At 42.5% G+C, this 14,574-nt stretch carries 12 protein-coding genes; 8 read left to right on the top strand and 4 right to left on the bottom strand.

What is annotated here, in order from left to right; translation table 11 throughout:
- Window positions 1–507: 507 nt before the first annotated feature.
- Window positions 508–897 (top strand): SCP2 sterol-binding domain-containing protein, encoded by a 390-nt coding sequence (locus JMX63_RS00535; RefSeq protein WP_057760797.1) that lies wholly within the window; start codon window positions 508–510, stop codon window positions 895–897.
- Between the two features lie 148 nt (window positions 898–1,045).
- Here JMX63_RS00535 and JMX63_RS00540 read toward each other — a convergent pair whose 3' ends face one another.
- Complete coding sequence (locus JMX63_RS00540; RefSeq protein ID WP_165596796.1) at window positions 1,046–2,020, bottom strand: hypothetical protein; 975 nt, start codon at window positions 2,018–2,020, stop codon at window positions 1,046–1,048.
- A 443-nt stretch (window positions 2,021–2,463) separates the two neighbouring features.
- Here JMX63_RS00540 and JMX63_RS00545 point away from each other — a divergent pair, with 443 nt between their 5' ends.
- The 3 genes from JMX63_RS00545 to JMX63_RS00555 all read left to right on the top strand — a co-directional run bounded on the left by JMX63_RS00545 (window position 2,464) and on the right by JMX63_RS00555 (window position 4,921).
- Entirely contained in the window at window positions 2,464–3,699 is a 1,236-nt protein-coding gene (locus JMX63_RS00545; protein WP_102092330.1) for a lipoprotein-releasing ABC transporter permease subunit, read from the top strand.
- A 57-nt stretch (window positions 3,700–3,756) separates the two neighbouring features.
- A complete protein-coding gene (gene lolD / locus JMX63_RS00550; RefSeq protein ID WP_057760792.1) occupies window positions 3,757–4,437 on the top strand; it encodes a lipoprotein-releasing ABC transporter ATP-binding protein LolD in 681 nt (226 codons plus the stop codon).
- 178 nt (window positions 4,438–4,615) lie between these two features.
- Window positions 4,616–4,921, top strand: coding sequence for a hypothetical protein (locus JMX63_RS00555; protein ID WP_057760791.1), 306 nt, complete (start codon window positions 4,616–4,618; stop codon window positions 4,919–4,921).
- 63 nt (window positions 4,922–4,984) lie between these two features.
- Here the strand turns inward: JMX63_RS00555 and JMX63_RS00560 are convergent, their stop codons facing one another.
- A complete protein-coding gene (locus JMX63_RS00560) occupies window positions 4,985–5,560 on the bottom strand; it encodes a DUF2062 domain-containing protein (protein ID WP_227522947.1) in 576 nt (191 codons plus the stop codon).
- Between the two features lie 245 nt (window positions 5,561–5,805).
- Here JMX63_RS00560 and JMX63_RS00565 point away from each other — a divergent pair, with 245 nt between their 5' ends.
- The 4 genes from JMX63_RS00565 (at window position 5,806) to JMX63_RS00580 (ending at window position 12,069) form a co-directional block, all read left to right on the top strand.
- Window positions 5,806–8,724: a ComEC/Rec2 family competence protein gene (locus JMX63_RS00565; RefSeq protein WP_227673189.1), complete on the top strand. Its 2,919-nt coding sequence runs from the start codon at window positions 5,806–5,808 to the stop codon at window positions 8,722–8,724.
- A gap of 264 nt (window positions 8,725–8,988) precedes the next feature.
- Window positions 8,989–10,041 (top strand): signal peptide peptidase SppA, encoded by a 1,053-nt coding sequence (sppA, locus tag JMX63_RS00570; RefSeq protein ID WP_102093633.1) that lies wholly within the window; start codon window positions 8,989–8,991, stop codon window positions 10,039–10,041.
- Window positions 10,042–10,321: 280 nt separating this feature from the next.
- Complete coding sequence (locus tag JMX63_RS00575; RefSeq protein ID WP_102093634.1) at window positions 10,322–11,212, top strand: alpha/beta fold hydrolase; 891 nt, start codon at window positions 10,322–10,324, stop codon at window positions 11,210–11,212.
- 68 nt (window positions 11,213–11,280) lie between these two features.
- Window positions 11,281–12,069, top strand: a complete 789-nt coding sequence (locus JMX63_RS00580) for a CPBP family intramembrane glutamic endopeptidase (protein WP_227673190.1) — start codon at window positions 11,281–11,283, stop codon at window positions 12,067–12,069.
- A gap of 66 nt (window positions 12,070–12,135) precedes the next feature.
- Here JMX63_RS00580 and dusA read toward each other — a convergent pair whose 3' ends face one another.
- Both dusA and JMX63_RS00590 read right to left on the bottom strand, forming a co-directional pair.
- A complete protein-coding gene (gene dusA, locus JMX63_RS00585; protein WP_102093635.1) occupies window positions 12,136–13,119 on the bottom strand; it encodes a tRNA dihydrouridine(20/20a) synthase DusA in 984 nt (327 codons plus the stop codon).
- Between the two features lie 109 nt (window positions 13,120–13,228).
- On the bottom strand, window positions 13,229–14,533 hold the full coding sequence (locus JMX63_RS00590; RefSeq protein WP_102093637.1) for an MFS transporter: 1,305 nt from the start codon (window positions 14,531–14,533) through the stop codon (window positions 13,229–13,231).
- Between the last annotated feature and the right edge of the window lie 41 nt (window positions 14,534–14,574).

Genomic DNA, 14,574 nt, shown 5'->3' on the forward strand with positions numbered 1-14,574 from the left:
TATCTATAGGGCTATTAAAACGCATTGACCATAGATGTATGCTAGCGGCGGCTGACAAAAAACACGATTATGTAATGTTTGGTTAAAACTCCCGACTCTGTTTAAGGGTATTGTAACGCAATCCTAATTAAATATCATCAGAACTATGCGCCAAAATACAAACTCTTTGGTATAAATGTTAGCGAGCAACTTATTATTGCTGTGCTACTCCTCTATTTTATACACAATTTTGTCACTATTCTAGATGCTCATTTTGATTGAATAGGGGAAGCGCTCGCTAGACATAAGCGTAGGCTTGCAAAGAAGTTTTGTAACAATAACATTGCTGAGCCGATAAATAGGTTTTACTTCTTATCAAGTCGCCCTTTATAATGAGGCTGAACGTCATTAATGGCTATGTATCGCATAGGTCTATTGATAGCAATCATTTTAATAATTCTAATAGTTAGGCCAATAGTGCCTCAAGGGATATTGGTCTGACAGAATATCAATTAAGGATAATATAATATGGCAGTTTTTTTGACAGATGAATGGTTTGAGCAAGTAGAAAAAATGGGCAACGAAGCAGGTGAGTTAAATTTACCGCCAGTACTTGCCAATATGGTCGTCAACCTAAAAGTGGCTGAAGCTGATAAAACTATCGAAGCCAATTTTGCAAATGGTTTGCTACATCGCGGCTTAAACGATAATGCAACAACGACACTGCTACTAGATCGCGATATTCTACAGTCTATCATCACTGATTTTGATACCAATCAAATCATGGGTGCGTTTATGAGTGGCAAAATCCGTGTCGAAGGTGATATGTCACAGCTAATGGCAGTACAGACTGCACGTCCAAGCGCAGAGCAAAAAGAGCTATACACTCGCATCAAATCAATGACGACGATGGCTTAATCGCATATTTATACGATTTTTGCGTTACGTTTGTGCATTGTAAGAATCTATAAGGCACAAAAAAGCCCCTAATTCATATTAGGGGCTTTTTTATTGGGTAATTACATAAGTAGCAGCATAAAAAGCTGTAGAAAGTCTCTCGAACAGCCTAGCTAGCTTTTGATTGCTGCGTCGCATTTGATTGGTTCTCTTTGTATATTGCTGCTTGTAGCCATACGTTTGCTTGGACGTAGTCATGTACTTTGATGCTATTAGTCTCAGCAGTGTTGAGCGCACCAATACGCACTACAAACGGATCTGCATCCTGCTCACGTAGCGTCACCACATCAAATAATATGATAGATTTACCATTGAAGACGGTTTCTTGCTTGCCAAGCACTTGACCTTGACACCAAGCCTCGTCTTCTTGTCCTAGCGTATCGCCAAACAAGTAAGCGCACATATGACCCAAGTTAATCTCGACGGGTGCCATTTGCTCTTTGGTTTCAGGTTTCCATTCACTGATTTGCTCTTGCAGGTCGTCAGGGATTTTTCCGTCATTTGCTGCCACGATGTCGTTAAAGGCACGATGGTAACGGATAGATTCTTGGTCTTCGACCATAATGACTTCGTTTTGCTCGCTTAGCTTAATTTCGTGCGCCCAAGCACTAAAGTTCACATAGTAAGAGGTGTCGCGTTGATAGAGATGGCGATTGGTCGTATAGAGCTGATCAAACGCATAAATAATGCTGCCATCAGCAGTACGTAAGCGCAACACGGCATCGTGCGAGTTGTCATTGGCGATGACACGCTCAATTTTGCAGTTCAATCCGTAAGGACTATCGACACAAGGATAGGCATTGATAAAGCATTCTGGCTTACCATCTTTCATCGCGAGCACTTGATTAATATGGCATGGCTGATCTTCTGATAAAAGCAGGCAGCTGTCTTTTGCACTGACGTTGTTGTTCAGGCCTTTAGGCATCGCTGCGACTTCGATCATTTTTTGTAGCCATTCAGGCACATCATGACTCATATCATCGGTCAGAATACGCCAGTGATCGGCGTGACCTGCAGACTGCTCATCGGTCAACGTGATCTTGGTGGGAGATTGAATGTTTTTGTATTGATAATTTATGGTCATGAAAATACTCAAAATTAAGTCAGCGTGAGGTTTATATCTAATACTGTGTTTGCTTGTGTACCATCCAACATTTTAAATGATTGGTTTATGATGGTCAGCAGCCTAGCCAGTAAAAGATCAGAAACCTCAATGAGGGGTTAATGACAATTGTCTTTAGCATATAATATATAGGTATTGGTACAGCTAATAGCAAGCCCCCTATAAAAAATAATAACAAAACCCAGTTTTTTGGTAAAAAATACTCTCAGTTGTTGCTAATGACTGGCACATATCAGCTAGTTTGTGTCAAACTAGCTCCCTTTTGACAGCTGTTATTGGCTCGTCTGACCCCCTGTTTTTGTGTTTGATTTATATGTGAGTAGTAGCAACTGTATGATGCATTTACTACTGCTCGTTATGCAACCTATATAAAGTCGCACGTAGATAAGATAAAGAGTTTGAATATGTTTCGTCCTTTAGCGTTATTTATCGGCTTACGATATACCCGAGCAGAACGTAGTAATGGCTTTATCTCCTTTATATCACTCATCTCGATGATTGGTCTGACGCTTGGGGTTGCCGTATTGATTACGGTGCTATCAGTGATGAACGGCTTTGACCGTGAACTGAAAACCCGTATTTTGGGAATGGTACCGCAGGCTACTGTGGTCTCATCAGAAATTATTGGCGACTGGGAACAGCTCGCTGATCAGATCAAAGAAGACCCAGAAGTGGCAGCTGTGGCACCATTCATTCAACTGCAAGGGATGCTGACATCAAATGGTCAGGTCGCAGGTATCATGGTGACAGGCGTCGAGCCTGAATACGAAAAAAACGTCTCCATCATCAACGAGCACATGATTGAAGGTAGTATTGACACTCTGAAAAGTGGTGACTTCAGTATCGTGTTGGGCGAGGAGATGGTGCAGTCCTTGGGTCTGCAAATAGGGGATAAAGTGACGCTAGTATTGCCAGAAGCGTCACCATCACCAGCAGGCGTGATACCGCGATTTAAGCGATTTACTCTGACAGGTATCTTTACGATCAGCCCAGAAGTAGACAGCCTTATGGCGTTTATCCCGATGGGAGATGCGGCAAAGTTACTGCGTCTGCCAGAAGGCGCACAGGGCGTACGCATGAAGCTTAACGATATCTTTACTGCGCCGATAGCAGCAGAAAAAGCAGCTGCTATCGCACCTGAAAAGCTATATCCAAATGACTGGACACAAACTCATGGCAATCTGTTTGGGGCAATTCAAATGGAAAAAGCCATGGTCGGCCTATTGCTATTTTTGATTATCTTAGTTGCCGCTTTTAACATTGTTTCAAGTCTGGTCATGCTAGTGACCGATAAAAAAGCAGATATCGCAATCTTAAAAACCTTTGGTGCGTCTCCTCGTTTGATTACGCAAGTCTTTATGGTCCAAGGTGTGGTCATCGGGGTTATCGGTACTATCGCTGGTACGATACTGGGTGTGATATTTGCACTTACGGTCAGCGATATTTTAGGCTTTATTAATCAAGCCTTTGGTCTGAATCTATTTGATGCGTATTTTGTCAATTATTTGCCATCGCAATTGCGTTTGTTAGATGTGGTATTAATCACAGGTGCATCGTTTGTATTGAGCTTTTTGGCAACGATTTATCCAGCCCGCCGAGCGGCTAAGATTCAGCCTGCTCAAACGCTACGCTATGAGTAATCGCAAACGCCTAAATATCGAAATAAATACCGAAATAAATAAAATAAAGGAAGCGCTATGTCTGCCATTTTAGAGGCGACCAATATCAATAAGATATATGATGAAGGCGCGGTCAGTACACAAGTATTGACTGGTCTTGATCTGACTGTTCATGCGGGTGAGCGCATCGCTATCGTTGGAACCAGTGGTTCAGGTAAAAGTACGTTGCTGCATTTGCTTGGTGGTCTAGATACGCCAACCAGTGGTGAGGTTTGGTTGCATGGTCAGCTATTAAATAGTATGAATGAAACTGAGCGCGGTGCAATGCGAAATAAGCATTTGGGCTTTATTTATCAGTTTCATCACCTGTTGGCAGAGTTTACAGCAATCGAAAACGTAGCCATGCCGTTGCTCATGCGTCCAGAAGTATCAACGACTGATGCTCGTAAGCAGGCAGTTGAGATTCTAGAAAATGTCGGTCTTGAGCATCGTCTGATGCATAGACCAGGTGAACTATCAGGTGGCGAGCGTCAACGTGTAGCGATTGCACGCGCGCTAGTGACCAAGCCATCGCTTATTTTGGCGGACGAGCCAACAGGTAACTTGGACTATGACAATGCACAAAGCGTTTTTGGTCTGTTGTCAGAACTACAAAGCACCATGCAAACGGCGCTACTTATGGTGACGCATGATCGCAATTTAGCGGCGCTTGCTGACCGTCAGTTGTTGCTTCGCAATGGACATTGGGAACAGTATTAATAATTTTTTGTATTAGGTCGAAAAACTGACCGAAACGCCATTTATTGGCGTCTGTCATGGATGTGATGGCTATCATATTGAAAAGTTATTGTTATATTACTAAGAAAAAATATCATAGAAACTAGCGATTAAGCGGTTGTGAGCCAGCCGCCTTATCTATTTTATAAGGATGCGTAAAATGCGTGAAGATGATAATCCAATTGCGGCTTTTGGCAGTGCAGAAGAGGGTGATGAGCCGTTAAAGCCTTACATCGATCCAACTTTGTTTGAAACACTTGATAGACAGGCGCAAACTGAGCTACTAACACCTGTATTTGATGCCATTACTTTAGCTGGGGTTGATTACGACCTAAAAGTCCAAGATAGCGCGACAGGTAAGCGTTATACGCTCTGCAAAAATGATGAAGTCATTGAGATTGTACCGATGGATAGCAACTTTACTGACAAAGTCTTAAATGCTATAGAGAACAGTAAAGAAGAATAAGCTTTGCTAGCTAAGCTTAGCTAGGGCGTAAGCGTTATAGCTATATAACAAAGATAAATTGCATTATAACTTGTCAGATTCGTCAGAAGGTTTTTGCTGACGTTTCTGCCAGCTCGCTACGGTCTTATAACGCCAAATGGCCTTAAATGCCAAACCGCAAATAAGACTGGTGACTACGGCCAAAATCGTTAATCCGATACAAAATGCAGCAAGTGATACTGTACCGCGATAAGTAATGAACGGATTGGCACCATTTGATAATGCCCATAAGCTAAAATCAGCAATCATTCTACCGATGAATCGCAAGCTAATCACAGGTGCATCAATGATTTTTGCGCCGATATAGTATCCAGCATAAAAGATGGGCAAGCTAGTGACTGGGTTGGTAATCCATGTCAAACCAAGCGCCATAGGGACATTGGCACGAAAAATAAGCGAGCCAATAAGTGCCAGTAACATCTGTCCTGGCAGCGGAAAAAATGCACTTAGTACACCGATATAGACGGCCTTATTTAGGCTGTGTCGATTGAAATGCCATAACCTTGGATCAGCCAAGTGCGGTGCAAACAGCTTTAAAGTGCGACTTTCTAAGATTTTCTCTGGTGTAGGAAGTAGGTCTTTTAGACGTTTTTGGGGCACAGGATCGCCTTTAATCATTAACTACAGTCTACTCAATGGTATTGAGAAGCTGGTATAAAGTAATATATGGTGAGTAGGATAAAGGTTAGAACACACAGAATGGTGGTGTCAGATAGTTACCACCTAATACGTTGCCTCAGTATAGGGTAATATAAATATAAATGCTATTGCATCGCGTGTCATTTGCTATAGTAAGTAACCATATTTGGCCGAATAATATTTAAGTCATCAAGCAAGGAGTGCTGGTGTACTGGTTGATTGGTAGCCTCATAATTATAGTTATGATGGGCGTATTGGCAGTCGCAGATAATGTGATAATGCCAACTGATTTGTCTTTGCTAGAGACAGTTGGTACCTCTAATCTGTCGTTGGCACTGACTATATTTGCCACAATTCTGTTGGCGTCTGCTCAATTTAACATACCCTCGATAGACAGCCACAACGCTGATAGCAATACCTCTAACAACACATCTCGTCATATTAAACTTCCTTTCCGAATTATTAGATACTTAGTCTTAGCTCTACTAGCGACTGCGTTAGTGATAGGCAGCGCACTGCAAGCTTTGGTTACTCATCAACAAGCAGAAACCACTGAAATAACTGCACCGATACGAGTACAAGCACTCGTGCGTATCGAAGGGTTGAGCGACAGTGTTTATGATGCTACTACAGACAGCGGGTATCGCCAAGTAGCAGTGATAACGAACATCACTCCATTGGTCGCTGAGCTGACGCCCCAAGAGTTAGCAACCAAAACATCCGACTACTTACATGCGAATAAAAATAGCCTAAGCATCAATCACGATGTTAATCTCAATGAAGTTGTTCTCAAGATTAGCGAACACAGAATCTTACTTAACGCCTATCCAAGAAAGTCTGCAAATGATAGCCAGTTTGCATTCTTAAACGATTTGCAGCCCGGTGATGAGATATTCATGAGCCTAGCACTGGCGCCGTTGGCTACTTCTGAGCAAGCAGTCAATAACCCTACTGGTTTTGACAGTTATCGCTGGTTACGAGGTCGGCATATTGATGGCGTTGCAAATATTTTGGCCGTTAGCCCTACATTGGTAAATAGTCGCGAAATTAGCAATGAAATCAGCGATAAAAAATATTCGAAGCAGTCGCTAGACTCTGATTCATATCTTCAGCGCTTTCGTACTCATATTGATCAAGGGCGTTGGCGATTACGACAGCATTTCTATCAAGACTGGTCAGCACAAACGACAGCAGAGCAACAAGCAAAAGCCGTGACATTAAGTCTGCTCACGGGTGATCGTAGCTTGATTAATCGTGATACTAAGGACTTATATCAACTGGCGGGTATCTCACATCTGCTCGCTATTTCAGGCACGCACGTACTGTTTTTAGCTATTGTGCTAGCAGGTATAGTTGTACTGCTGTTTGATCGTAATTATTCAACGATTTATCGTCGTATTCCGCGTTGGCAAGTGCGCTGGTGGGTAATGATTGGTGCCGCTTTTATTTATGCGCTATTTACTGGTTTTGACGTGCCTGCTGCCCGTACGGCTTGGATGTTATTGGCGATTGGATTTATCAGACTAACATTGCTTCCTATTAGTACGACGCGCGTGCTATTGGCACTGGCTGTGTTGATGGCCTGGCATGACCCTTACGTATTGTGGCAGGCAGGTTACTGGCTATCTTTTATTGCAGTGGCGTTATTACTCAAGTATGACGATACGTCGTATCAGCATCAGACTACTGCTGCAACGACTGTACACGATAGTAAGCCACGTACTCATATCAATAACGCGCTATCTAACCGTGTTTGGCAAACGATCAAGCGTGTGTTTAAATTACAGTTTTGGCTGTTTCTTACTTTATTACCCGTTACGTTGCTTCTATTTGGTAAGGCATCGTTATGGGGCCTTTTCATCAATTTATTTGCTATCGGGCTATTTGGTTGGGTGATTGTACCGCTCAATTTATTAGCCGGGTTGTGTTATCTTTTGGTGCCAAGTATCGCTGATATTCTTTGGGTAATTATTAGTACGATAGTTGGTCATCTACACGATTTGATGAGTTGGCTGACGTCATTGCCAGCGCTATCGGATGCGTGGCTCTATACACCAGTTAATATCGCGATACTCTCGATGGCTTTGCTAAGTGCATTGCCTTGGCTGCTGCCACGAGGTTTACTCAGCCGTTGGTTGATGTTGCCACCATTAACGTTACTGATGATGACAGTGTATGCCAATCAGCAGTCACTGGTAACTGTATCGACCCTATATATTTTGCCAACGGGTGATTCGTATATAACGGCAGCATTGCTACAATATCCTACCGTCAATGAAGACAATACCAATTGGTTGTTCTTAGCTGACCATAGACCAGCCTCTACACGAACGATGCCCAGCAGCCTGACAGCAGACAAATTATCTGAAAATTTAGAGCAGCAACTGGGCAGCTTATCTGTCAATAAGTTAGAGAGTATTGTTGTACAGAGCAGCAGTGACGGCCTGACTGATACGTTAATTCCTGACGATAAGAATATTGCTAATACTAAAAATTCTGAACTACTACCGATGACTGTTGCTCAATTAAATGACCGTTTAGCCATTAGCCAATATTGGCAAGCAGGGCGCTCTGATCGTTGGTCTGCATTTCAGCAAGCCTATAAAACAGTTAGGCAATCTGAAGATACGCCCACTATCAGTGCTCAACGTTGTGAGCAAGGAAAAATATGGCAGTCGACTAACGATGAATTGTCAGTGCAGGTCATCACTGGTTGGACCAAGATAGGTGATACTAGCGTTTGGGACTGTACGATTGCTCTTGATACTAATCTGCCTATACGCGTTCTGAGATACAATGCGGCAGACCCACTCAATTCGTTACCTGTCAATTCACCTGTCAGCCCTCAAGCACAAGTAGCATCTAACCAGTTAACTGGCAAACAGTCAGAGTCTTTCCAGTCGCGTTTGATTTTAAATGCTGACACTCATCAACGCGTTTGGCAACTGTGGTCATTACTATGTTCAGTTGAATCGAATAATGATGACATGCTATTCAAAAATACACGTTGGCTTGGTCATAGTACCTCGCAAATTACAGCTGATGCCATAAGTCGTCAAAGAGTCGATGAAGTTATAACCTATGATAATAAACCCTTAGACGCGGCATTATTGCTAAACAACTAAATCGCTAAATAACATTAATAGCACTCCCAATGCCGAAACTACTAACCCTCAAAAATAAGGCTTATATTATCAGTGTTACAATATAGTGATATTTCACAGTTATACTATTGAACCATTATCGAAATACCACCATACTTAGCAGCCTATTAATACAGGTCACAGATACTGTGAGACAGTATCAGTCAGGTATACACCACTGTTCTAGCTGTATTTCTCGACAACCTCATTTCATTGTTTTAGATTGTTTCTAACTTAGGAAGTTATATGCCCAACTGGCCACCAGACCCTAACAAACGTCCTGATAACTCGGCAAATCAGTCAACGCAACTGCAGCAACCAAGCCCGCCAAGTGGACAAGAATGGAAGGTGCTGGAAAACACGTTATTAGCGAGTGTGGTTGAGCAGCGCCGCGCTCGTCGTTGGAGTATCTTTTTTAAACTATTGACCTTTGGTTATATCTTATTGATATTTTTGACCCTTGGTCGTGGTTGCAGCAGTACGCCAACAGGTATGGACGCAGTCGATACTAGCGATCCACATTTGGCAGTGGTTGAGCTGCAAGGTGTCATCAGTAATGACGATGTGGCTAATGCGTATGATGTCAATGAAGCATTGAGAGACGCTTTTTCAAACAGTAACTCAAAAGCAGTGGCATTGGACATTAACTCACCTGGCGGTTCACCGGTACAGTCTGATGAGATTTGGCAGACCATGATGGACTTACGCCAAGAATACCCAGACAAAAAGCTTTATGCGGTGATTGGTGATATCGGTGCTTCAGGTGCTTATTATATTGCGTCTGCCGCAGATGAGATTTATGTCAATCCGTCAAGTTTAGTTGGCTCTATCGGTGTCATTATGCCAAGCTACAACGTCAAAGGCTTGATGGACAAAGTTGGTGTAGAAGATCGTACGATTACGGCTGGTGAGTATAAAGATATCTTAAGCTTATCTCGTCCGTTGACTGACTATGAAGAAAATCATGTTGAAAAAGTACTAGCAAACACGCACAAGCATTTTATCAATGCTGTCAAAGAAGGGCGCGGCGACCGTCTGAAAAATCCTGAGCAAAACAAACTGTTCTCAGGGCTATTCTGGACAGGTGAGCAGTCTATTGAGCTAGGCCTAGCAGACAAAACAGGTAGTATCACAAGTCTAAGTAAGCAACTAGATCTAGATACTATCATTAGCTATAGCCCAACTGATCCGTTCCAAATGTTTATGGACCGTTTTGCAGTGAAATTAGGTGCAGGTATTGGCTCTAGCGTTAGTCTTGATGTATTGCCACAAGAAAGCAACACTGGACAGATGCGTTAAGCGTTTTATGTTTTAGATATAATGTGTATGATTGTTAAGGCTGAGCATATAATTGTGCTCAGCCTTAATTGTATGTAATACCAGATAAGAAACCTTGGCCCAAGTGATAGCCTGATTAAATTGGCTATACAACTATAACCATCGAACACAGTCGTCAAATTTGCCATATAAACATAGTTGATTTTGAAGGGATTAGTTTTGATGCTGTTGATTTTAATAAGGGTACAAGGTTCAATCATTAAAATAATATATAACATAAACGATCCCACGAGAGTCTGTCATGAGTGATGAAATAAATTTGCAGTCTTTTGCTAAACTGCCTGTCTCTAAAATAACCAATAAACCTGTGCTGCATTTTGCCCATGCTAATGGAATGCCAAGCGCGGTATATGAACCGTTTTTTGAAGGTTTATCAGAATTTTTTACGATTGAGTATATTGCGATGTTGGGTGATACGCCTGATTATCCGGTGGACGATCATTGGCGTAGTCTAACGCAGCAAATTATTGATAGCGTAAACAGTGCCTGCAAAAAGCATGGCGTTGCACAGGTAGTAGGATTAGGGCATTCGCTTGGGGCCATGTGTACCTTGCAGGCCACGTATCGTCAGCCTGAACTGTTTGCACAAGCAGTACTTATGGATCCGCCTTGGATTTATGGCAAAGTCAGCTTGTTGTGGCATTTAGCAAAAACAGCAGATAGATTGCCACTTATGAATAACCGCTTGATGGACAAACTGTCACCAGCTGGCGTGTCTAAGCATCGCCGTGATGTGTGGGATAGCCGGGATGAAGCATATGAGAAAATGCGACATAAAGGGTTTTTTAAGAATTTTAATGAGCGTAGCTTTCAAGGATATATCGATCATGGCTTGCATGAGCGCGCGGATGGCAAAGTGACATTGGCTATCCCTAAAGCTAGCGAAGTTGCTGTGTTCCGTACCAATCCATCTTGGTATTGGCTGGCACCGAATCGTGGTCCTAAAGTGCCTGTAACTTTAATCATTGGTCAAGACAGTATCTTTTTGAAACGTCGCTTTCCGCAGCAGATAAAATTGCGCTTGGGTATTCCTTATGAGACTCACGAAGGAGGACATATGTTCCCACTTGAGCATCCAGAGTCTGTCTCAATGCAGGTGCTAGGATTGATCAAGCAGCAACTGTCAAAATAAATGCAACATACCATCAGTCATGCTTGTAATAAATATGAGCTGCCAGAGTATTTTTAAGTGACGCCTTTATGCCAAAAAACCTAACTGCGCCATCTAGTACGACTGCCTCACCTAAGTCTCTGCCGCTATTTTCGCGTGTGGGTACATTCGTGCTAACAGTAGGAATGGTGCTTACGTTTTTTATCAGCCAGTTGGTAGGTGTTTATGTCGCTGGCAAGCTGGTATTACCTGCCGATGAAAGGACATCGATAGGGCAGATATTCTATTTTGGTAGTAATGATGGAACAGTTGTGAGCCTGTCTATACTCATCGGCTGTGTATTGCTAGTGGCAATTAGCATGCTTATCATTCGTTTAAAAGGTGGCAGTCTGCGTCAATATCTAGCCTTAAAGCCGTTCTCACTGTCGGCAGGTATAGGCATGCTTGGGCTACTACTGATATTTATGATTGCCAGTCAGGCGCTGACTTATATGCTGGACATGACGCCGCTGGTATTTGTAGATCCGTTGTATCAGTCTGTTAGTTCAGTGTGGCTGCTGGTCTTTGCAATGGTCGTGGTTGCACCTATTTACGAAGAAGTGGTTTTTCGTGGCATATTATGGTCAGCCATCAAAGAGCAGTTCACCGCACCGTCATACTCTGTGCATCACGGTGCGATAGTAGCAAGTATCGTGACCAGTTTGATATTTGCCACTATCCATGTGCAGTATGGCATTTATGAAATCAGTACTATTGTGGTTTTGGCATTCATATTTTGTTATGCACGTATCAAGTCAGGGTCGCTATTACTGCCAATCGTATTACATATCATTAATAATGGCGCAGCGATGTGGCAGTATCTTGCGCAAGCGGCGTAGATAACATGCTAGCCACGATAATGGATAGCATGTGAATTCTATCAAGCCAGTTATATCAGCATTTAGCTATGCGTCAGGATTTAACAATAATACTTCATCGGCTGCTCGTTTAATGTCATCGAGCGTGAGCTGAGGTTTGCCGCTCAATGCTTGCCGCCATTTGCGTGCACCCATCAACCCTTGAAACAATCCTAGATAATGCCGTGTCATCGTGGGTAGTGCTTCGCCTTTGGCAATTTGTTCTTGTAGATAAGGGTAGAGCTGCTCTAAAATCTCTGAGCGCTTAGGTATCGCGTCGGGTGCTGCCTCGTTCCATAAGCTATTGGCTTCTGCTAATAGATACGGGTTGTGATAAAACGCCCGACCAATCATCACGCCATCGATATGTTGCAAATGCATTTTTATGTCTTCAATGGTATCAATACCGCCATTGATCTCAATATCCAGCTCAGGAAAGTCTTGTTTTAGACGATAGACATCCTCGTAACGTAACGGTGGTATCTCGCGGTTTTGCTTAGGACTCAGCCCTTGTAGCCACGCGGTACGTGCATGAACGATAAAACGCGTACAGCCAGCAGTCGCAACGGTCTGCACAAAATCCACCATAAACTCGTAACTGTCAAAATCATCGATACCGATACGGTGTTTGACCGTCACGGGGATATCGACTGCAGCTTGCATGTGCTTGACCAAGTCAGCCACCGTTTTTGGCTCTGCCATTAGACAGGCACCTATCTTGTTGTGTTGCACACGATCAGAAGGGCAACCAACATTGATATTGACTTCATCATAGCCGTATTGCTGAGCAAATTCGGCGCATTGTGTCATCTCACTGATATCTGCTCCGCCAAGCTGCAATACCAGTGGATGCTCAAGTGTGTCAAAGCGTAGGTGCCGTGCGCGGTTACCGTGTATCAATGCACCGGTGCTAATCATTTCGGTATACAGGTACGTGTGCGGGTTAAATAGTCGCGCAAAGTAACGATAGTCTGTCGTTGTCCAATCAATCATAGGAGCGACTGATAGGCGTTTGTTGGTCATATCAACCATGGTTATCAAGCCTTAATATCTGTGTCTTAAACAAATGGATAAGGTGCAATGAGATGTCTCATTGCACCTTAGTTTTAAACATCGTTCGAATTAGTGACTGATCTATTATTTATAAAATAACATGATCAATCTTTTTGAATTCAGGCAAATTATAGAAATAAAGCCCCATGATAATACCGATAAAGCCAATAAAGGCAATGTATAGTGCTGGTGAAAAGCTTACTAAAGTTGTGGCATAACCAAGACCAAAAGGTATCAGTACACCAACGATACCGTAGGTCACATTATAACAAAAAGAGATACCTGTGAGACGCACGTTGGTTGGAAACAATTGCACCAAGATAGCAGGAACCATACCGACAATACCAGCACAGAATCCCAAAAGCGCGTACATAATTAAAATGTAATCGCCACCTGCTTGTAGATGATAAAAGAAGGCTAGTATTTGAGCAATGAGGAGTATCGAACCAATTACTAGAACCTTACCAAAATTCTCATGATTAGAAATTATCCCATAGAATATACAGCCAAAAATCATAAATACGATGCCCAAGCTATGGGAGAATCCAAACAAATCGCTGTCTAACGTAAAGTTTATCTCTATCAAGTCTGGCAATAGTAGAACAACCACAGAGGTAATGCTAGAAATCACTAACGTCAGCACCATGCCGACAAACACAGAGTGTTTGCAGTGTTTAAAGAGTATGGTAAGCGGCTTGCCTGAGTTTTTGCCGGCATTTAATTTTGTAAGTGCCAGAAAAAAGGGTGTTTCTCCGATGAATCGCCAAAATAAGAGTGGTAAGAAACTAAGAGCCGCCGCTACTAAAAATGGTAAACGCCAACCATAATCAGTTAGCTCAGTCGTCGTCATAAAGCTAGATAACCACATAAAAAAGGCATTTGAAAACAGCACACCTACAAAGAAGCTAGCAGTCGCATAGCTACAGGCAACTGACAGATATTGTCTGGGCACATGCTCTGCTACAAATACCCAAGATAGCGGTACATAAAGACCAAACGCCATACCCTGTATGATTCTTAACAATATAAATAAGGCAGGCGCAGCAGCCCCCCATTGTGCATAAGTGGGTAAAAATGCCATTGCTAGGAGACTACATGCGGTAACTATTATACTTAGCAATAAAACTGGCTTTCTACCTTTTATATCACCATAACGACCGATGAGAACACCTCCGATTGGACGTGCTAAATAACCGATAACAAAAAGCCCCATTCCTTGCAGTTTAGCAACTCTAGGGTCAGCATTAGCAGGAAAAATCGCCGCTGAAACAATATCTGAGATATACAAGTAAATCAAAAAATCAAAAAAGATTACAGCGCTGATAAAGCTTACGAATATGACTGTATTTTTGTCTTTTTTAGACATCAGGGCGTATTGAGAACGAGTCGGCATAATAGATCACATATCCACAGAGTAAAGTGGTCATTAAGACG

The sequence above is a fragment of the Psychrobacter nivimaris genome, from assembly GCF_904846365.1.
Taxonomy (GTDB): domain Bacteria; phylum Pseudomonadota; class Gammaproteobacteria; order Pseudomonadales; family Moraxellaceae; genus Psychrobacter; species Psychrobacter nivimaris_B.